Annotated in this window: 16 protein-coding genes; 10 read left to right on the top strand and 6 right to left on the bottom strand. The window is 73.9% G+C overall.

Annotation, left to right across the window (positions count from 1 at the left end; all coding sequences use genetic code 11):
- Positions 1–161 precede the first annotated feature (161 nt).
- The gene (locus tag ACIPAE_RS24895) at positions 162–593 is read right to left on the bottom strand and encodes an NTP pyrophosphohydrolase (protein ID WP_402447988.1); all 432 of its coding nucleotides are present in this window, start codon (positions 591–593) and stop codon (positions 162–164) included.
- A gap of 466 nt (positions 594–1,059) precedes the next feature.
- On the opposite strand from ACIPAE_RS24895, the gene ACIPAE_RS24900 reads away from it, so the two are divergent.
- Together ACIPAE_RS24900 and ACIPAE_RS24905 are read left to right on the top strand one after the other, a co-directional pair.
- Positions 1,060–1,404: a hypothetical protein gene (locus tag ACIPAE_RS24900; RefSeq protein ID WP_402447990.1), complete on the top strand. Its 345-nt coding sequence runs from the start codon at positions 1,060–1,062 to the stop codon at positions 1,402–1,404.
- A 69-nt stretch (positions 1,405–1,473) separates the two neighbouring features.
- Positions 1,474–3,690, top strand: coding sequence for a SpoIIE family protein phosphatase (locus ACIPAE_RS24905; protein ID WP_402447992.1), 2,217 nt, complete (start codon positions 1,474–1,476; stop codon positions 3,688–3,690).
- 7 nt (positions 3,691–3,697) lie between these two features.
- On the opposite strand, the gene ACIPAE_RS24910 is transcribed toward ACIPAE_RS24905, so the two are convergent.
- A complete protein-coding gene (locus ACIPAE_RS24910) occupies positions 3,698–5,356 on the bottom strand; it encodes a hydrolase (protein ID WP_402447993.1) in 1,659 nt (552 codons plus the stop codon).
- 338 nt (positions 5,357–5,694) lie between these two features.
- On the opposite strand from ACIPAE_RS24910, the gene ACIPAE_RS24915 reads away from it, so the two are divergent.
- A complete protein-coding gene (locus ACIPAE_RS24915) occupies positions 5,695–7,092 on the top strand; it encodes an NADP-dependent succinic semialdehyde dehydrogenase (RefSeq protein WP_402447995.1) in 1,398 nt (465 codons plus the stop codon).
- Between the two features lie 69 nt (positions 7,093–7,161).
- On the opposite strand, the gene ACIPAE_RS24920 is transcribed toward ACIPAE_RS24915, so the two are convergent.
- On the bottom strand, positions 7,162–7,776 hold the full coding sequence (locus tag ACIPAE_RS24920) for a TetR/AcrR family transcriptional regulator (RefSeq protein WP_366413749.1): 615 nt from the start codon (positions 7,774–7,776) through the stop codon (positions 7,162–7,164).
- A gap of 136 nt (positions 7,777–7,912) precedes the next feature.
- Here ACIPAE_RS24920 and ACIPAE_RS24925 point away from each other — a divergent pair, with 136 nt between their 5' ends.
- The 7 genes from ACIPAE_RS24925 (at position 7,913) to ACIPAE_RS24955 (ending at position 12,762) form a co-directional block, all read left to right on the top strand.
- Positions 7,913–8,371, top strand: coding sequence for a cupin domain-containing protein (locus tag ACIPAE_RS24925; protein WP_329371819.1), 459 nt, complete (start codon positions 7,913–7,915; stop codon positions 8,369–8,371).
- A 147-nt stretch (positions 8,372–8,518) separates the two neighbouring features.
- Complete coding sequence (locus tag ACIPAE_RS24930; protein WP_402447998.1) at positions 8,519–9,349, top strand: alpha/beta fold hydrolase; 831 nt, start codon at positions 8,519–8,521, stop codon at positions 9,347–9,349.
- Positions 9,350–9,513: 164 nt separating this feature from the next.
- Positions 9,514–9,924, top strand: coding sequence for a hypothetical protein (locus ACIPAE_RS24935; protein WP_402448000.1), 411 nt, complete (start codon positions 9,514–9,516; stop codon positions 9,922–9,924).
- 137 nt (positions 9,925–10,061) lie between these two features.
- On the top strand, positions 10,062–10,802 hold the full coding sequence (locus ACIPAE_RS24940; RefSeq protein WP_402448227.1) for a transcriptional regulator: 741 nt from the start codon (positions 10,062–10,064) through the stop codon (positions 10,800–10,802).
- Between the two features lie 47 nt (positions 10,803–10,849).
- Positions 10,850–11,242: a roadblock/LC7 domain-containing protein gene (locus ACIPAE_RS24945; RefSeq protein WP_329371825.1), complete on the top strand. Its 393-nt coding sequence runs from the start codon at positions 10,850–10,852 to the stop codon at positions 11,240–11,242.
- Between the two features lie 109 nt (positions 11,243–11,351).
- Complete coding sequence (locus tag ACIPAE_RS24950) at positions 11,352–11,726, top strand: hypothetical protein (protein ID WP_329371827.1); 375 nt, start codon at positions 11,352–11,354, stop codon at positions 11,724–11,726.
- Positions 11,727–11,925: 199 nt separating this feature from the next.
- Complete coding sequence (locus tag ACIPAE_RS24955) at positions 11,926–12,762, top strand: hypothetical protein (protein WP_402448003.1); 837 nt, start codon at positions 11,926–11,928, stop codon at positions 12,760–12,762.
- Between the two features lie 36 nt (positions 12,763–12,798).
- Here ACIPAE_RS24955 and ACIPAE_RS24960 read toward each other — a convergent pair whose 3' ends face one another.
- The 3 genes from ACIPAE_RS24960 to ACIPAE_RS24970 form a co-directional block, all read right to left on the bottom strand.
- A complete protein-coding gene (locus ACIPAE_RS24960; protein ID WP_402448005.1) occupies positions 12,799–16,287 on the bottom strand; it encodes a SpoIIE family protein phosphatase in 3,489 nt (1,162 codons plus the stop codon).
- Between the two features lie 360 nt (positions 16,288–16,647).
- Positions 16,648–17,877 (bottom strand): beta-1,3-glucanase family protein, encoded by a 1,230-nt coding sequence (locus tag ACIPAE_RS24965; RefSeq protein ID WP_329371831.1) that lies wholly within the window; start codon positions 17,875–17,877, stop codon positions 16,648–16,650.
- Between the two features lie 225 nt (positions 17,878–18,102).
- On the bottom strand, positions 18,103–20,211 hold the full coding sequence (locus ACIPAE_RS24970) for a discoidin domain-containing protein (protein ID WP_402448230.1): 2,109 nt from the start codon (positions 20,209–20,211) through the stop codon (positions 18,103–18,105).
- Positions 20,212–20,373: the final 162 nt, after the last annotated feature.

The following is a 20,373-nucleotide window of genomic DNA, read 5'->3' on the forward strand; positions in this document are numbered from 1 at the left end:
GGGGTGCCCCCGCGCTGGGGGCTGCGCCCCCCCCCGCGGGGGGGGGGGTGGCCGCGGGGGCCCCCCCCCCCGGGGGTGGGGGGGGCCCCTCCCGCGGAAGGAGCCGCAGCAACCCAGGGGCGCGGGTGGTCCCGGGGCCGGGAAAGGGGCAGCCCGGGGGGTCAGGGGCGCCGTCTCACCGTGCGGGGGCCCGTGACGTCGGCGCCCACGGCGACCACGCGGGAGCGGAGGCCGCGGTCGGCGGTGACCACGAGACAGGGACGGGCTCCGCCCCCGTGGCCGCTTTCGCCTGCGCGGGCCTCCGCCGCCACCTCGGCGATGAGGTCGTCACCGCTGCCGGGCGCGGAGCGGACCGTCACACCGGGGACGGAGCCGACCCCGCGGGCCGCGCCCTCCACGACGAGGACCACGTCCAAGGGGACGCCGACCGTCCAGGGCGGCGCGGGGCCGTCCGCGGGAAGCCCGGCGGTCGCGTAGGGCACGAGAGCGTCACGCAGGCGCTCGGCGGCCGCGTACCGGTCGCGCCACCAACCGTCCGGCACGGAGCCGACCACGTTCGCGCCGTCGACGACGAGCAGTGGTCGTTCGGTCACGCCCCCCACCCTCGCACACGCGCCTCACTGCAGCGGGGGCGCGGCCGGCTCGGGCTGGGGCGTCGGCGGGATCGGGTCCGGCGCGGGGGAGGGCGGTGTCGGCTCGGGGCCGGGAGGCGTCGGAACGGGATCGGGAGCCGGCCCGGGCACCGGGTTCGGCGTGGGGTTCGGTACGGGGCTGGGTCCGGGTCCGGGTCCCGGCGTCGGGTCCGGACCCGGCGAGGGGCCGCCGGGGCGCGGCGGCGTCGGCGTCGGGAATGGCTCGGTCATCATGTCCTCCCAGGTCGGTACGGCACGGGACGCGAACGCGCCCCGCGATCGACGCCCTGTCGCTTACCCGATGCCCCCGCGGGCATGCCGCCCGCGGCCCGTGCGGGTGAACCCGGTGAGGATCGGCAACCGTGTCCCCATCCGCCATGTCCCTCCGGGCAACCCCATCCCGAGGAAGGGAGCCGAACCCGTGCCCATGGACCGCAGAGTCCCCGCGCAGCGCCTCGGCGGCGCCGACGGCCTCGCCCATGTCGTGATCACCGCCCGGGACGAGGCCAGCGCCTACCGGGTCTTCGACGCGCTGGTGGAGCGCTTTCCCGGCGTCGAGGCGCCCGTCCCGTGGCCCGCCCGCCCCGGCCTGGTCGCGCTGCGCGTCCTCACCCCGACCCTCCTCGCGCCCCTCGGCCCCACCGTCGGCTCGCCCCCGCCCCCTCCCTCGGACCGCCCGCACGGCCGCCCCCGCACGTCGCGTCCGTCATCGGGTGATAATGGCCATGATGACCATCATTCCGGCAAAAGCGATAAACGTCCCCGAAAGTGACGAAGCCACCCTGGTGATGCGTCGCGCGTACGTGGTCCCCGGCCCCCGGCCCGACCCCGGAGCAGTTGGATGACAGCTCGCAAGCGCCTGGCCCGCGGCCGCTACGACCCCCGCGTGGGCCCCTCCGTCTCCGGCCGTCCCGTCTCCCCGGCGATCGGCCCGGAGGAGCGGCTCGCCATGAACGGCATGGGCAGCTTCGACTGGGACCTCGACCAGGGCGTCTTCGACCTCGACGAGGCGGGGCTGCGCGTGTTCGACCTGCGGCCCGAGGAGTTCAACCGCAGCCCCGACGCGCTGGTGCTGCGCGTCACCCACGAGGAGGGCGACCGGATCGACCGCGAGCTGCGCCGCGCCATGCAGTCCGGCCGGCGCAGCTACGGCGGCTACTTCCAGATCACCCGCCGGGACGGCGTCAAGCAGTGGACCCACACCCAGGGCACGATCCTGCGCGACGAGCACGGCTACGCGCACCGCGTCGTCGGCATCGTCAGGGACGCGACCGACGACCTCACCCAGGCCCCGCCCGCCGCCGCCCCCGCCGACGGCGAGGTGCCGCCGCGCCACAGCTTCTCCTCGATCGTCGGCCGTATCACCGAGGCGCTCTCGCACGCCGTCACCATCGACGACGTCACCGCCGTACTGACCGGCGTCGGGGGCGTCGAGCGGTTCCGCGCGGACGGGCTGACCCTCTCGCTGGTGGAGGGCAGCAACATGAGGTTCGTCGCCACGGCCGGCGAACTCATGCGCGGGGTGCCCTCGTTCAAGCCGGTCCGGCTGATCGAGTCACTGCCGCTCGCCGACACCGTGCTGACCCAGCAGCCCCAGTTCTTCGCCGACAACGACGAACTGGAGGCCCGCTTCCCGTTGGCGCGCCCGTTCGTCGAGAAGATCGGGATGGACGCCTGCGCCTTCCTCCCGCTGATCGCCCAGTCCCACTCCATCGGCGGGCTCGCCCTCTTCTACCGCGGCCGCACCCGGTTCAGCCGCGAGGACCGGGAGCTGTGCGCGGCGCTGGCCGGCATCCTCGCCCAGTCCCTGCAGCGCGCCATCCTCTTCGACCAGGAACGCGAGTTCGCCACCGGACTCCAGGCCACGATGCTGCCCCGGCACGTCCCGCGCTTCGACGGCGCCGAGATCGCGGTGCGCTACCACGCCGCCTCCAGCGGCCGGGAGGTCGGCGGCGACTGGTACGACGTCGTGGCGCTGCCGCAGAACCGGGTCGGCCTGGTGGTCGGCGACGTCCAGGGGCACGACACCCACGCGGCCGCCGTGATGGGCCAGTTGAGGATCGCCCTGCGCGCCTACGCCGCCGAGGGACACCCGCCGTCCACCGTGCTGGCCCGGGCCTCCCGCTTCCTCGCCGAACTCGACACCGAGCGCTTCGCCACCTGCGGATACGCCCAACTCGACCTCACCACCGGCACGTTGTGGACCGCGAGGGCCGGCCATCTCGGCCCGCTGATCCGGCACACCGACGGGCGTACCGGCTGGCCGAACGTCCGCGGCGGCCTCCCGCTGGGCCTGGCCACCTCGTTCGACCTCCAGGAGTTCCCCGAGACCCGGCTCGACCTGGTCCCCGGCGAGACCCTGGTGTTCTGCACCGACGGCCTGGTGGAGGAGCGCGACGCGGACATCACCATCGGCATGGAGGCGCTCGCCGAGGCCGTCCACCACGGCCCGCAGCGCGCCGAGGAGTTGGCCGACCACCTCGCCGACAACCTCTGGCAGCGCTGGGGTTCCAACGACGACGTCGCGCTGCTCATCCTGCGCCGCTCCCCGGACCCCGGCACCACCCGCGCGCCCCGCATCCACCAGTACGTCCACCAGGCCGACCCCGAGGGACTGGCAGACGCCCGGCTCGCGCTGCGCCAGGCCCTCACCGCCTGGGAGCTGGACGACCTGTCCGACGACATCGAGCTGGCCGCCGGCGAACTGCTCGTCAACGTCCTGCTGCACACGGAGGGCGGCGCCGTCCTCACCCTCGAAGTGCTGCCGGAACCGGTGCGCCGGGTCCGGCTGTCCGTGCAGGACCGCTCCAGCGTCTGGCCGCGCCGCCGTACCCCCGGCGAGGCCGCCACCTCCGGCCGCGGCCTGCTGATGATCGACGCGCTCGCCGACAACTGGGGCGTCGAACCGCGCGGCGACGGCAAGGCCGTGTGGTGCGAGTTCGGCCCCGAGGACGGCGAGGACGGCGAGGACAGCGAGGACGGCGAGGGGGCCGAGGGGGCCGAGGGGGAGGGCGGCGGGGGCGGCGGCGGGGCCACCGACACCGACCCCACCGCCTGACCCGTGCTCAACTCACGTTCAGCGCCGTGTCGTCGATGACGAACGAGGTCTGGAGCTTCGACCCCTCCACGCCGGTGAACTTCACCGTCACCGTCTGACCCGCGTACGCGCTCAGGTCGAAGCTGCGCTGCGTGTAGCCGGCCGCCGCGTTCGTGTTGGAGTACGTCGCCAGCGTGGACAGCACCGTGCCCGAGGAGTTGAGCACCTGCGCGGTCAGCGTGTCGTACGCCGTCGTGCCCGTCTCCGCGGTGTCGATGTGCAGCCAGTAGCTCAACGAGGCGGAGCAGCCGGACGGGATGGACACGCTCTGTGACAACGTGTCGTTGGTGGCGGTGCCGTAGCCGTCCAGCCACGCCTTGTACGAGCCGGTGTGCGCGGCCTCCGCGGTGGCGTTCGTGATCACCTTGCTGCTCGCCGTCCAGCCCGCGTTGCCCGACTCGAAGCCCGGGTTGGCGAGCAGTTGCGCGGAGGTGCAGCCGCCCGAACCGCCCGTGGTGGAGCCGGTGGTGGAGCCGGACGACGTGCCCGAGGACGTACCGGAGGAGGTGCCGGACGACGTGCCTGACGACGTGCCGGAGCTGGTGCCTCCGGTGGTGCCGCCGCTGCCGCCGCCGGCCAGCCACGCGGTGGCGTTGAGCGCGAGGGCCGCGTCGGTGCCGCGCGTGTCGTTCCACCCGTCGTACAGGGTGTTGCCCGACTGGCCGGTGCCGTCGTCGACCGGCGAGCTGTCACCCCAGATCGCCACCCGGCCGCTGCCGAAGGTGCTGGTGACGAAGAACGCGCCGGTGTTGCCGGAGTAACCCGTGCGGTACAGCAGCCCCTTGACGGCCGAGTTGTCGGCCGGCTTGAGGGTGAAGGTGGTGCCGTCCGCGATGATGCTGCCGGTCACGGTGCCGAACGGGCCGTGCAGCACCGGGTCGGAACTGTCGCTGATCGCCTTGGGGGTGTCGGTGCTGATGTCGAGCAGGTCCACGGAGAAGCCGAACGGGTCGGAGTTGTCCACCCCGTTGTTGGTCAGCAGGTCGTTGATCACCTTCGGCGAGTCGTAGCCGTCGTTGTTCCGGTCGCTGCCGTTGTGGTCGGAGATCAGGAACAGGCCGCCGCCGTTCTTGACGAACGTCATCACCGCGGTCTTCTCGGCGGCGCTCAGCTGGGTGTTGGGCTCGTCGAGCACGAACTCGTCGAAGTTGCTCAGGTCCTGCGGGTTGGAGGAGTCGCCGTAGGTGATGGTCTTGCCGGACGGCAGCGTCGCCAACTGGTAGCCGCCGGCCTTCTGCAGGGCCACGCCCCACGACGACAGCGCGCCGGTCCAGTCGGTCTCCTTGCTCGGCGAGGAGTTCTCGCCCAGCGGGTCGGGCTGGCTGGTGCTGATGATCCAGTCGGCGTTGCCGGCCGTCTCGGCCTTCGTGTTGTCGAACAGCACGCGGTGGGTCGCGGCGGCGGCCGGGGCGGCCCCGGTCCGCGGGTCGGCCGCGGCCTGCGCGCTGCCGCCGGACAGCCCCAGACCGCCGAGCGCGGCCACCGCGCCCAGCGCGGCGATCGCGCCGACCAGCACGCGACTGCGGGGGACCAGCGGGACACGCGGCAGCCGCGGCGCCCGGTCGGCGTCGGCGGTACGGGATCTGCGGGGCGAGCCGGTGGTGCCAGGGACTCGGAAAGCGGGCATCCGTCAACCTCCAGGTGGGGGCGGTGCAGGGGGGAACCGTCATCGGAAGCGGGCGTGCGGGTGCGGTACATGGTGCGCCACCTGATTCTCCGCGCGTAGAGCCCGAGAAGCATGTGTCTGGTGTGACGAATCGGTGAACGTCCCTCGAAGCACACGAGTGCGCGGCGGTCCCGGGCGCCACCACGGTGGCCCCCGTGCTGTCGCGGACCGGGCCGCGGCGGGTGACGATGGCTCCGGGCCCGCGGGCACCCGGCGCCGGTACGGGTAGCGGCACGGCACCCGGGTAGGGGCACGACAACGGCACAGCACCGCACCGGGGGGCAGAGGAGGAGCAGCAGATGCCCATCGCCACCGTGGACCCCGCCACCGGCCGGACCCTCAAGACGTTCGAGCCGATGGACGCGGCCGCCGTCGAGGAGCGGATCGCCCGGGCGGAGAGCGCCTTCCGGGAGCACCGTGAGACCGACTTCGCCACCCGGGCCGCACTGATGCGCGCCGCGGCCGACCTGCTGGACAGCGAGCGCGACACCATCGCGCGGACCATGACCACGGAGATGGGCAAGACCCTCGCCGCCGCCCGCGCGGAGGCCGCCAAGTGCGCCAAGGCGATGCGCTGGTACGCCGATCGGGCCGAAGGGCTGCTGGCCGACGAGCACCCCGACCCGGCCGACGTGGCCGACAGCGGCGCGCACCGCGCGGTCGTCCGCTACCGCCCGCTCGGCGTCGTGCTGGCGGTCATGCCGTGGAACTTCCCGCTGTGGCAGGTGATCCGCTTCGCCGCGCCCGCGCTGATGGCGGGCAACACCGGCCTGCTCAAGCACGCCTCGAACGTCCCGCAGACCGCGCTCTACCTCGGCGACCTCTTCCACCGGGCGGGCTTCCCCGAGGGCTGCTTCCAGACGCTGCTGATCGGTTCCGGCGCCGTGGAGGATGTGGTGCGCGACCCGCGGGTGGCCGCCGCCACCCTCACCGGCAGCGAGGGCGCCGGCCGCGCGGTGGCCGCGGCGGCCGGCGACGCGATCAAGCCGACGGTGCTCGAACTCGGCGGCAGCGACCCGTTCGTGGTGATGCCCTCGGCCGCCGCCGAACTCGACGCCGCCGCGTCCACCGCCGTCACCGCCCGGGTGCAGAACAACGGCCAGTCCTGTATCGCGGCCAAGCGGTTCATCGTGCACGAGGACGTGTACGACGCGTTCGCCGAGCGCTTCGTGGCGGCCATGGAGCGGCTGACCGTCGGCGATCCGACCGCCGAGTCCACCGACGTCGGGCCGGTCTCCACCGAGCAGGGCCGCGCCGACCTGGAGGAACTGGTCCAGGACGCGCTGTCCCGGGGCGCCGAGGCGCTGTGCGGCGGCCGCCGCCCCGCGGCACTCCCCGACGGCTGGTACTACGAGCCCACCGTGCTCGCCGGCGTCACCGACGCGATGCGCATCCACCGCGAGGAGGCGTTCGGCCCGGTCGCCACCCTCTACCGGGTGCCCGACCTCGACGCGGCCGTCGCGCTCGCCAACGACACGCCGTTCGGGCTCAGTTCCAACGTCTGGACCCGCGACGCGGACGAGCAGCGCCGCTTCGCCCGCGACCTCGAAGCCGGCGGTGTCTTCTTCAACGGGATGACCGCCTCCCACCCCGCCCTGCCCTTCGGCGGCGTGAAGCGCTCCGGATACGGCCGGGAGCTGTCCGCGCAGGGCATCCGGGCGTTCTGCAACGTCACCACGGTGTGGTTCGGGCGCTGAACGGAGCAGGGAGCGACGGCGTGCGGGCCGTACTGGCGCGGAGGGCGGCGGAACCTCTCCGCGCCGGCGTCAGGGCCGGTCCGGCAGGGTGCGCAGCGCGGCCGCGGTCAGGGTGGACGCGGTGCGCACCGCGCTGGCGATCGCCGCGTCGGGGGCGAGCCCGCACAGGTCGGTGAGGCAGAAGAGCGCCTCCGCGCTGACGGCCACCGCGAGGTCGCGTTCGAGCTGGGCGAGCCGTTCGGGGTCGGCCGCCAGGAACGCCTCGCGGACGGGTTCGAGGGCGTGCTCGATCAACCCGAACCGGATGCCCGGCCGGGCGCTCGCCGCCTCGGGGCGGGTGATGGTGGCCGCGATCATGGCCCGCACCGCGCCCTGGCGGGCGAGGGTGCCGCGCAGCAGGAACGCGCAGGCGAACGCGACGCGTTCGACCGGATCGGTCGACCCGGCGACCGGCGCCAGCGCGTCGGCGGGCTCCGGCCACGCGCCGGCCAGCGCCTCGCCGATCAGCGAGGCGAGGTCGGGGAAGTACCGGTAGGCGGTGGCCTCGGAGACCAGCGCGGCGCGGGCGATCTCCGGCATCGTCACCTCGCGGCCGGACCCGACGAGGTCGCGCGCGGCGGCGATGATCGCCGCGCGGGTGCGCTTCTTCTGGTTGCTGCGCCCGGTGGCGGCCGGTGCGGTCATCGTCCCGTTCCTTCCTGTCTGTCAGCCTTCATCGTAGCACTGGACTCTCTTCATGAGAGTTGACTTGCATGATGAGGGCGAGCGTCCTACCTTTGTGAGAGCGAACTCTTACGAATGAGTGAAGGAGCTGGCAGCCATGACCGAGGTCTCCGTGATCGGCCCCGACGGCGGCGAGGTGATCGAGCTGGGCGGGACCCGGATGCGCATCCTTGAGGACGGCGCCACCACCGGGCACCGGCTCGGCATCGGTGAGATCACCATCGCCCCGCACACCGAGGGCCCGCCGCAGCACCGGCACGCCGAGCACGACGAGGGCTTCTACGTCGTCTCCGGCACCGTGCACTTCACCGTCGGCGACACCGTCCACGTCGCACCGGCCGGGTCGCTCGCGATGGTCCCGCCCGGCGCCCCGCACACCTTCGCCAACCACGGCGACGAACCCGCGGTCGTCCTCAACACCTTCACCCCCGACCTGTACGTGCGGTACTTCCGCGACCTGCGCGACATGATCGCCGCCGGCCAGCAGTTGGACCGGCAGGCGACCATCCGCACCATGAGCCGCTACGCCACCGTGCCGGCCGACGACTTCGCGTGAGCTGCGGCCGTTCCGGCCGTCGGCCCCCGCAGTCGCCCGGCCCGCGTCCTGCCCGGCCCTGACCCGGCTCGACCTGACCCGCCTCGACCCGCACCGGCTCGCATCGCACCGACTCGACCCGCCCGCATCCGCCCGAGGAGCAACCCGATGACCAGCACCACCACCCGCACGCTCGCCCTCACCGTGAGCGGAGGCACCCTCGACCTCACCGTCACCATCGACGACCACGACCACGACCACGACCACGACCACGACCACGACCGGAGCCGGACCTTCCTGATGCTGCACGGCGGTGGCGGACCGCAGACCGTCGCGCCGTTCGCCCGCCGGCTCGCCGACGAGCGGCCGGCCCGGGTGATCACCCCCGTCCACCCCGGCTTCGGCGGCACCGCCCGGCCCGGCTGGCTGAGCGATCCGGCGGGTGTCGCCGAGGTCTACGCGGCGCTACTCGACGCGCTCGACGTCCATGACGTCATCGTGGTCGGCAACTCCGTCGGCGGCTGGATCGCCGCCGAACTCGCCCTGCTCGGCAGCGACCGCGTCACCGGGGTCGCCATCGTCAACGGCGTCGGCATCCGCGTGCCGGGCCACCCCGTCGCCGACACCCGCGGGCTGACGCCCGTCGAGCTGTCCCGGCTCTCCTTCCACGACCCCTCGAAGTTCCGCTTCGACCCCTCCGCGCTGTCCGACGAGCAGCGCGCGGTCGCCGCCGCCAACAGTGCCGCGCTCCAGACGTACGCGGGCACGGACATGGGGGACCCGACGCTGCGCGAGCGCCTGGCGAAGGTCGATCATCCGACGGTGGTGCTGTGGGGCGAGAGCGACCGGGTGGTGGACACCGACTACGGGCGGGCCTTCGCGCAGGCCGTCCCGGGCGCGCAGTTCGTGCCGCTGCCCGGCACCGGTCACATGCCCCAAGTGGAGACGCCCGAGCAATTCCTGCCGGTGATCTGGGAGTTCGCCACGACGCGGGGCTGAACCCGGCAGCCGGCGACGGTGTGCGGAGGGGCATCTTAGAACAGCGCCCCGCACGTACCAGTGGAAAATGCCAGAACTCCCCGAACCGGGTGGCACGGTGCGTAACTTGCTCGTCACCGCCCAGTCGGCGGTGGCCCAACGGGCCCTGCACCGAGGGGAGTCGTGTGTCCGGGATCGACGAGTGCCTGCTCGAGGCGATGGCGCTGCCGGGGGCGAGGGGCGCCGCGCTGGTGGAGTGGATCAGCGGACTCGCGCTCGGCAAGGTCGGGGAGGCGCCGGACGGCGACCATGAGGCGATGGCCGCGCAGACCGCCGACTTCGCGCGGGCCGCCGCCGAGCACCCGGTGTTCGCCGGCCCGCAGGCCGTCGCCGAGGCGGGCGCGGCGGGGGAGAAGGGCCCGCTGGTCGAGGACGTCGTGGTGGTCACCCGCACCGGCTACCACCTGCTGCGCTTCGTCGAAGCCCCGTACGAGGGCGGGGTGTTCCTGCACCTGTGGCTGGACAAGTCGCACGCCAACCTCGCGCTCGCGCTGATCCGGATACGCGACCTCGCCCAGCGGCTGGTGCTCGCATGACGGCCGCCCCCGCCCCCGACACCCCCGCCGTACCCGGTGCGCCCCCGGCCGCCCTCGCCCCGGTCCCCGACCGGCCCGCACCAGCCCCCGACCCGCCTGCCTCCGACGCACCCGCCCCCGCCACACCGCTCTCCCCGATGCTGGTGCGCCTCGCCGAGCAGCGTGCGACCGGGGCGCTGCTGCGCGACACCGGCACCCTCTACCTCCTCGACGGTGCGGTGGTGCACGCCGAGAGCCCGGCCGCGCCCGGGATCGAGGTGCTGCTGACGGTCGGCGGCCGGCTGTCCGCCGAGGCGTGGCAGGAGGCGGTGCGCCAGGGCGGCGCGCAGGGCCGGACCGCCCGCTGGCTGCTGGACCACCACCGGCTGTCCGAGGGGGAGTTGGAGATCAGCGAACTCGGCACGCTCTTCGACGCCGCCTTCTTCGTGCTGGCGCCCACCGGCGGCCCGACCCGGTTCCGGCACGGCGCCGCGCACTGGTTCGGGCCGGTGCGCCCGGTGCCGCTGAGCGAGGTGGAGCGGGAGTCCCGCAGGCGGCGCCGGTTCCTGGACACGCTGTGGCCGTGCCCCCAGCTCGACGCGGCACCCGTACGGCCCCGGCACGACCCTCGGCTGCCGCCCGCCACCCGCCACGAGCGGGCCGTCCTCGACCTCGCGGACGGGGTGCGCACCCCGTCCGCGATCGCGGCCCTGCTCGGCCGGCCCGCCTTCCACGCGCTGGTGCACGTACGGCGCCTGGCCGCGAACGGACGGGTCGCGGTGCCCCCGCCGGCCACCGGCCGGGCACCGGTGCCCGCGCCCGCCTGGTTCAGGGACATCGCCCACGACGCGGACGCGGCGCTGCTGCGCCGGCTCCGCGACGCCTTGGAGCACCTGTGAGGCGCGCCCTGCGGCAGCGGGCCGAACGGGCCGGACGAAGGAGACTCATGGCGCACGAAGCCGAAGTACGCGACGAGCTGGGCCGGTTGCTGGCCCGGCTGCCCGATGCGACCGGCGTGCTCGCGTCCACCGTGGACGGGCTGCTGATCGCCCACGAGGCCCCGGACACGCCCGCCGAGACGCTCGCGGCGCTCAGTTCCGCCGGATTCGGCATCGGGCTGCGGCTGTCGGACGCGGCCGGCGGCCACTCCTTCCGCGAGCTGCTGGTACGGGGCGAGCACGGCTACGTCGCGCTGTACGCCGCGGGACCGGCCTGCGTACTGACCGTCCTGGCCGGACCGCGGATCAACGTGGGCCGGCTCCATATGGAGGCCCGCCGGTCCAGCGCCTACCTCGCGCACCTGCTCGACGGCGCCGCCGACGACAGGGAGGACGCCTGAACCCATGACCGAACGTCCGCCGCGGGCGCGCAGCGCCCACGCCAGAACCCCCCGCACCACCACCCGACCGCCGGGCACGCCGGCACCCGTGAAAGGAAGCAGCCACGCCATGGCCAACACCGAAACCGCCCTCAAGGACGCGATGACCTCGATCGAGGGCGCCATCGGCGTCGCCCTCGTCGACTACACCAGCGGCATGGCCCTGGGCACGATCGGCGGCGGGAAGGACCTCGACCTCACCGTGGCCGCCGCGGGCAACACCGACGTGGTCCGCGCCAAGGCCCGCACCATGGAACTGCTCGGCCTCAAGGACGAGATCGAGGACATCCTCATCACCCTCGGCACGCAGTACCACCTGATCCGCCTGCTCACCGGGCGCGGCAAGAGCGGGCTGTTCCTCTACCTCGCCCTGGACAAGCAGCGGGCGAACCTGGCGATGGCCCGGCACCAGCTCAAGCGGATCGAGAACGACCTGGAGGTCTGACCACCCTCCCGCCCCGGCCTTCCCCCGCCAGCCGCCCGCCGCCAGCCGCCCGGCCTTCCCGGACCCGCCACCGGTTTCCCCCGCTCGCTCCCGCCCGTCTCCCTCGGCCCCGGACCGCCCCCGGGGCCGGCGGAGAAGTGCAGTGACGTTTCGGCGGCCCGACCGTACAGTGTTCGCACGCTGACGTGGGGGAGATCCGATGATCACCGAACCCGAGGAGTCCTGGGAGGCCGAAGAAGGCGACAGCGCCTACGGGCGGCCCCACGCCGACGATGCACGCCCCGCACTCAACGGCCCCCGAGGTGGCGGCGATTGGGGCGAGGGAAGCGGCTGGCGAGCCCTGCTGCCGGGCCCGCGGCCCGAGGTGATGGCGGGCCTGCCGCCGCGACCCAGCCCGCTCGGGAAGCTGCCGGGGTGGCTGCGGGGCGCCCTCGGCGGCGTGCTCGTCGCCTCGCTGGCCGGTGCGGCCCTCGCCTACGCGGGCGTGCTGCCGCAGCGCCACCGCGGACCCGACATGCACGGCTACCGGATAGGGCAGAACCCCTGCACGGCCTACGCGTTCGACGCGTTCGGCACGGCCGTCAAGTCGACCGACAGCGGGGTGTGGCCCGCGGTCTTCGAGCACACCGCGCGGCTGGACCGCGCCCAGTGCGGCTTCGTCGCCCAAGGCACCCCCACCCAGGGCACGAAGACCTCGTACACCGTCCAGGTCGACGTCACCCTGCACCGCTACTCCGACCCGGCGGCGGAGTTCGACGCGGAGCGGTCGGTGGACCCGTCGAACCTGCGGGTCACCACCCGCACCCGCGCGGTGCCCCGACTCGGCGACAAGGCGTACCTCCTCAGCTTCGACGACCCCACCCGCATACTCGAAGTCCTCAGCGGCGGCGCGGTGATCACGCTCCGGCTGGAGTCGACGACCACCGCCTACGGCACCGGCCCGGACACCGAGCCGCCCGACCTGCCCGACCTCGACCGCCTCACCCCGTCGCTCGCCGCCGCGGCCCGCGCGATCATGACCACGATGGCGTCGTAGCACCTCTCCGGCAGGCGCCTAACGGAGCAACTCCCGTCAGCCGGCGGCGGGTTGCCCCGCGGTCCGCCGCCCCGCGTGCCCCGCGCCCGCCGCCGCGCCCGTGCCGCCGTCCGCGTCGGCCGTCGCGCCCGGCGGGTCGTCGTCCGGCGGGGACGGGGCGTCCAGGCTGGCCCAGATGCACTTCCCGCTCTCGGTGTAGCGGGTGCCCCACTGCCCGGCCATCATCGCCACGAGCTGGAGGCCGCGGCCGAACTCGTCGTCCAGCAGCGGGTGCCGCACCCGCGGCGTGGCCTGCGACCCGTCGTACACCTCGCAGATCAGCGCGTGCTCGATCCGCAGCAGCCGCAGCCGTACGAAACCGGCGTCGGCGTCCTGGGCGGCAGGACCGTCGTCCAGGCCGAGCCCGATCTTCAGGTTCAGCCCGCTGTCGAGGCCGAGGTCGCTGAGGTCGCCGAGGTCTCCCAGGTCGGCGTCCTCGTCGGAGTCGCCGTCCGCCGCCTCCTCGGTGTCGGGGACCAGCCCGACGGCGTGCCGCACGGTGTTGCCGATCAGCTCGCTGACGATGAGGGTGGCCGTGTCGGCGAGGTCGTCCAGGTGCCATGCGGCCAGTTCCGCGGCGGTCAGGTCCCGGGCCCGACCCGCGGACTCCGGCGCCCACGGCAGGTCCCAGGCGGCCATCCGGTTCGCGGGCACCCGGCCGGTGCTCAGCGCCAGCAGCACCGCGTCGTCCTGGCGGCACGGGTCCGGCGGCAGTTGCGCCACCACCGCGTCGCACATCGTGGCCAGCCAGTGCTCGGCGCGCTCGCCGCCGACCGGTACCGGCGCGGTGCCGGCGTACCGGGCGACGGCGTCGGTCAGCCGCTCGGCGTCCGGCGCCTGCGAGCCGAGCAGCCCGTCGGTGTACAGCACCAGGACGGTGCCCTCGGCGAAGACCGTCTCGGTGACCTGCGCGGGCACCTGGGCCATGCCCAGCGGCGGCCCGCTGGGGATGGTCAGCCGGTGCGCGGTCCCGCCGGGCTCCAGGGCGATCGGCGGGGCGTGGCCGGCGCTGGCGATGCTGCACGCTCCGGAGGTCGGGTCGTACAGCGCGAGCAGGCAGGTCGCGCACACCACCGGGTCGTCGACGCGCGGGGCCAGCCGGACCACCACGTCGTTGAGGTGCGCCATGATCTCGTCCACCGGCATGTCCAGGGCGGCGACGGTCAGCGCCGCGTGCCGGATGATGCCCATCGCGATCGCCTGTTCCAGGCCGTGGCCCATCACGTCGCCGATCACCGCCAGCGTCCGCCCGCCCGACAGCGCGATGGTGTCGTACCAGTCGCCGCCGAGTTCCTGGCCGTCGGCGGTGCGGTAGCGGGCGACCGCGCGCAGGCCGACGGTGTCGGGCAGCCGGCCGGGCAGCAACTCCTGCTGGAGGCGCTCGGCGCGGTGCCGCGCGCTCTCGTAGAGCCGGGCGTTGCCGAGCGCCTGGGCGATGATGACGCCGACGGTGCCCAGCAGCGTCTTGTCGTCCTCGGTGAAGCGGCGCGGCGCGCTCCAGCCGATGACGCACGACCCGACCCGGCGGTCACCGACGGCCAGCGGCAGCACCGCCCACGCGCCGACACCGTCCAGCTCGGCCAGCCTGTTGAGCAGCCACGACGGTGTGCCGGGGCGCTCCTCGCGGTCGGTGGTCGCCCCGGTGAACCGGTCGGCGCGGGAGATGAACCGGGGCTGGTCGGTGACGCCCTCCGCGCCCACCGCGCCCCCCAGGCCCAGGTCGGCCGCGCCCTGCGCGCCTCCCCAGTACCCCGCGTGTTCCGCCCCTGCGTCGGCCTCCGCCCCTGCCCCGGCCTCCGCCCCTGCCCCGGCCTCCGCTTCGGCGCCCGCCTCCGCCGCGGCGCCCGTCTCCGTTCCGGCCTCCGCGCCGGTCTCCGTTCCGGCCTCCGCCCCTTCCGCGGGCTGCTGCCGCGCGGTCTGCCGCAACTGCAGGGCGTGCAACTCCTCGACCAGGGCGGGGGAGAAGCCGATGTCGCCGATCAGCCGGGGCACGGACCCGGTCAGGTCGTGGACCACCAGGCCGTCGGCGTGCACCAGCGGCAGCACGTGCTGCACGACCGCCGCGACCACGTCCTGGGTGTTGAGCGCGCGGACCAGCGCCGCGTTGAGGTCCGCGACCTGCCGGCCGCGTTCGGCGGCGGCCTGCTCCGCGCGCCGCCGCTCGGTCGTGTCGGACATCTGGATCGACATGAAGCCGCCGATCTCCACCGCCTTGACCAGGTACGACGCCGTGCCGCGCGGAGCCGGGTGCTCGACGTCCACCTCCAGCGTGGCCGAGGAGCCGGGCGCGGCCCTGGCCCGGTCGAGGAGTTCCGGCAGCCCGCGCTCGCGCAGCAGCGGTTCGGTCTCCCACGGGGTGCGGCCGGTGACGTCTCCGCCGCCGAGTTGGCGTGCGGCCCGGTTCGCCCACTGCACCCGGTTGTCGGCGGCCACCACGAAGATCGGGTCCGGGTTCAGCTCCAGCAGCCCGGCGAGCCACTCCAACTGGCTGCGACGCGCGGTGATGTTCCACACGGTGCCGACCATCCGCACCGGGCGGCCGCTGTCGTCGCGCTCGATCGCGGCCCGCAGCTCCAGCCAGTTGACCCGTCCCGCGTCGTCCAGGACGCGGTGCTCCACCGCGTACGGCCGGCCGTACGTCAGCGACTCCTCGATCGCCTCCTGCACCCCCGGCCGGTCGTCGGGGTGGATGCGCTCCATCCAGCTCTCGATCCGGTGGTCCCAGGCGTCCGGGTCGAGGCCGGCCAACTCCACCATGCCCTCGGTGACTTCGTCGATGTCGAGCAGGCCGGTGTCCAGATCCCAGCTCCACGTCCCGACGCTGATCTGCCGCATCACCTGCCCGCCGACGCCCTGCGGCTCCTGCCACCACGGCGTGGTGCCGCTGCGCCACCGCCGGGCGACCGGCAGCCGCACGCCCACCAGCGCCGCCACCTCGGCGAGGAACCGTCCGCGGTCGGGCGCGGGCTCCCGCTCGGCGAGCACCGACAGCACGCCCACGGGGGAGCCGTCCACCAGGATCGGCGCGGACAGCAGCCCGCACGCGCGCAGCCCGGGCGGCACCCCGTCCGGCCTCCGCCCGCCTGCACCGGACCCGCCTGCCTCCGACCCGCCGGGCTCGGCCCGCGCGGTACCGGGGTGCCCCGGGGCGGCGTGGTGCGGGTCGTCGGGCCAGCGCGGCGACCACTGCACCTGCCGCCGGTCCATCGCGCGTACGGGGGCCAGCCGGTGGTCGTCGACCCGCTCCCAGGCGCGGGCCACCGGGTCGGGTACGCCGCCGGCCGCCGCCAGGCGCAGCGTGTCGTGCTCGCGGCCGGCGAGGTGCGCCAGGCCGCCGAGCCCGCCCAGTGCCGCGACGCACTGCTGCACCGCGAGCCGCAGGACGTCCGCTTCGCCCAGCCCTTCCGCGGCGTCCAGCACCGCCAGCCGCAGCGCGTCGGTGGCACCGGCCGGTGCGACGTCGCCGCCGTGTCCGGGACCGCTCATCGCCACACCCGCCTCAGCTTCCTCGGAACCGCCGCGCCCGGCGTCCGGCACCGGGGCCGTTCCGCCGCTGCTGGTCACGTTACGTGGCGGCCGCTGTATTCTCGCGCCACACGCGGCGCCCGCGGGGCCGGAGAGGGGGCCGTACCCCCTCCCGCCGCTCACCGCGCGCGCCGGCTCGCATCGCAGGTCGGCGCGGTGCACGCGGGGCAGCAGGACGCCGCGCGGGCCGCGGCGGGCCGCACGGGAGCGCGCCCCGCGCCGCGCCCGCGCGCGCCCCGCGGCACCTGGGCCATCCGGCGGAAAGGCGCCCCGACCGCCCGGCGGTCGGGGCGCCTTCCGGCGAGATGTCCGGCGGAGCCGCTACGCGCCGCCCGGGTTCCCCAGCGTCAGGGTCCAGGACGTCGGCGCGGGGTCCTGGAGGTGGCCGTCGACCGGGGCCGCGCCGGTCGGGCCGACGTCGTCGTACGGGAAGGCGTAGCCGATCGAGGCGTACTGGTGGACCAGCCGGGCGTAGTGGTTGGTCACCGGGTCCTGGTAGTACGCCGACGGGGTGACGCCGTCGGGCTGGTTGTCGCCGCCGGCGACCAGCAGCGAACTGCGGTTGAGGGCGGCGGCCAGGCGGGCCGCGACCGCGCCGCGGGCGTCCGAGCCGGAGTTGTACAGCGGCCCGCTGGCGCAGCCGAAGATGTCCACGGCGCTGGGCCGGGTGAACGGCACCCCGTCGTCGTCCAGGCCGCCGAAGACGAACGCGTCGCCGGACACCGTGCCGGAGTAAGTGCCCGAGCTGCCCTGGGCGTTGACGGTCAGCGGGGTCGAGGCGTAGTGGCTCCAGACCGCGTCGAGATAGGGGTCCCAGTAGCCGCCGAAGTCGGTCGGGGAGTGGGCCGGGGCGAGCACCCGCAGCGGCGCGCCGGCGGAGTTGGTGGCGACGAGCTGGTCCCAGGGGGCGCCGTCGGAGGCGTGCTGGGCCTGCAACCCGGAGATGATGGAGGCGAGCGCGCCGTCCGGCAGCGGGCTCACCGACTGGTTGCCGCTCGCGCCGGTGGTGGCCATCGCGATCGGCAGGGCCACCATGTCCACGTAGCTGATGTTGGCGTAGAGGTTGGCGCTGTTGTAGGTGAACTCGGCGAACGTCCACTGGGTCTGCCAGTTGGGGTCGGAGCTGGTGAACCCGGGCTGGACCAGGCCCGGTACGGTGCCCGGGTTGGCGAAGAACTGGATGCGGTCGCCGATCGAGAACCAGACCCGCCCGCTGATCACGTACTCCTGGAGCGTGACCGTGGTCGCGGCCGAGCCCGAACCGCCCAGCTGGATCGCGTAGTCGGGGATGGGGGTGACCGGCGACGAGGGGTTGGGCAGCCGGTTGAAGGCGCCGTCGGCGGTGACGAAGCCCGGCCAGCCGGAGTCGTCGGCGCCGCTGATGTAGGCGTACACGGTGTCGCTGCCCGAGGTGTTCGCGAGCGAGACCGGCAGCGAGACGCCGGCGGCGGACGCGCGGGGCGCGAGGACGGCGAAGCCCGCCGCTGAACTCGCCGCCGCGGCAAGGCCGGTGGTGCCGACCGCCTTGACGAAGGATCGTCGAGAGAGCACGTACTCCTCCTGCGGGATGGGGGGCGCGGGTGGTGCGGCCGCACCACCGGCGTACCCGTCGGTAGGAATGTGGTCCTCCACTATTGGCCTGAACCAAGTCCCGGGACAAGGGGGTTGGGCGATCACATGCGAGCTCGGCGGGCTCCAGGGGAGGAGCCCACCGAGTCGTCACATCAGCCACACCGAACCCACATCTCCCGGGCGGAGGTGCGGTGCCGGCTGCCGCTACTGCGAGACGCGCACGTAGTCGACCAGCATCTTCTGCGGGAAGACGGAGGTGGCGTCCGGGGCGCCGGGCCAGTCACCGCCCACCGCGTTGTTGAGGATGATGTAGAACGGGTGGTCGTAGATCCACGGGCCCCTGGTCTGCTCCAGGTTGGCCTTGTCCACGGTGAAGAAGGCGTTGCCGTCCACCGAGAACGTCATGTGCCCGGAGTCCCAGTCCAGCGCGTAGGTGTGGAAGTCGGTGGAGAAGTCGCTGCCGGCCACGGTGTACGGCGAGCCGTCGCCGTTGCCGCCGTTGTAGGCGGGCGCGTGCAGCGTGGAGTACACCGCGTCCGGCACGCTGCCGACGTGCTCCATGATGTCGATCTCACCGCACTGCGGCCACGGCGTGCCGGTCTTGAAGTTCGAGCCCAGCAGCCAGAACGCCGGCCACAGACCCTGCGTGCCGCTCACCTTGATCCGGGCCTCCACGTGCCCGTAGGTGAAGTTGAAGTGGTCCGAGGTGTTGATCCGGCCCGAGGTGTACCCGGTCGAGGTCTTGTCCGCCTCGATCACCAGGTTGCCGTTGCCGTCCATCTTGGTGTTGTCGCCGTCGGTGTACGTCTCCAGCTCGCCGTTCTGCCCGTTGCCGGGGTCCTGGCTCCACTTCGAGGAGTCCGGCTCGCTGCCCGCCGCGCCGTTGAACTCGTCGTCGAAGACGACCTTCTCCGGGTTGCCCGGGTTCGGCGGCGCGGCCGGCGGTGCCGTCGGGTCGCCGCCGGTGCCGTACACGTCGAAGTCGTACAGCGAGTAGCCGTAGCCGTTGCTGCGCGCGGTGCCGTACATCCGCACGTAGCGGCCGGTGCCGTCGACGTTCAGGGTCTCCTTGAACCCCTTGCCGCTGGTGGTCGAGTAGACGCTCGTCCAGTTGGTGCCGTCGGCGGAGGTCTGGATCTGGTACGACGTCGCGTACGCGGGGTCCCACTGCAGGACCACCTGGGTGATGTGCGCGGTCGCGCCCAGGTCCACCTGTATCCAGCCGGGGTCCACCCAGCCGGTGGTGTCACTGGTCGCCCAGCGGGTGGCCGGGTCGTGGTCGAACGCCTTCGCCGGGGTGCAGCCGCCGCAGTTCGCGTCGTCCTGGTACGAGGAGGCGGTGGCCGGCTTGCCGTACGACAACAGTGTCGCGTCGCCGGGCGGGGGAGTGGTGCCCCCGTCGCCGCCGTCACCGCCGCCCGTGGTGCCGCCGCTGCCGCCGCTGCCGCCGGTGAACACCTGGAACTCCCACAGCGAGTAGCCGTACTGCGTGGCCCGCTGGGTGCCGTACATCCGCACGTAGCGGCCGGTGCCCGACAGCGTGATCAGCTCGGTCGCGCCCGGGCCGGTGGTGGTCGAGTACACGCTCGTCCAGTCCTGGCCGTTCGCCGAGACCTGGATCTGGTACGCCTTCGCGTACGCCGTCTCCCAGTTCAGCTGCACCCCGCAGATCGGCTGGGACGACCCGAGGTCGACCTGGAGCCACTGCGGGTCGGCGGCGGCGCTGGACCAGCGGGTGCCGTTGTCGCCGTCCACCGCGGCCGAGGCCGGGGTGCCGGCGTTCTCCGTCGAGGAGGCGGTGGCGGTCTTGTGCAGCGCCGCGTTGGTGGTGGAGCACGCGGCGTTGGTGCTGCCCGCGCTGCCGTACACCTGGAACTCCCACAGCGACACGCCGTACTGGGTGGCGCGCCGCGTCGTATACAGCCGGACATAGCGCCCGGAACCGTTTACGGAAACGGTCTCCGTGCCGCCCTTGCCGGTCGTGGTCGAGTGGACGCTCGTCCAGGTGGTGCCGTCGGTGGAGGTCTGGATCTGGTACGCCGTCGCGTACGCGGTCTCCCAGTCGAGGGTGACCGAGTCGAGCGTCGAGGTGGTGCCGAGGTCGACCTGGAGCCACTGCGGGTCGGCGGCGGCGCTGGACCAGCGGGTGCCGTTGTCGCCGTCCACCGCGGCCGAGGCCGGGGTGCCGGCGTTCTCCGTCGAGGAGGCGGTGGCCGCCTTCCCCTGCGACAGCAGCGTGCTCGCCGCGCGGGCCGGGGTCTGGGTGATCACCAGCGCGAACGCGGCGACCAGGGCCGCGACACACGCGTAGATGAGGGAGTGGGAAAAACGTCTGGGGGTGGGGCCGGGCAGATGTGGGGGGTTGCCAGTCACGACCTTCTCCTGGATGTCGCGGGCGAGAGAGCGCTCTCTGAATGCTGTGATGATTACGGCGCTGTTGCTGACCCGTCAAGAAAGTGAACGAGATTGGTGCCG

The sequence above is a fragment of the Streptomyces sp. NPDC087270 genome (assembly GCF_044744625.1).
In the GTDB taxonomy this organism is placed as follows: domain Bacteria; phylum Actinomycetota; class Actinomycetes; order Streptomycetales; family Streptomycetaceae; genus Actinacidiphila.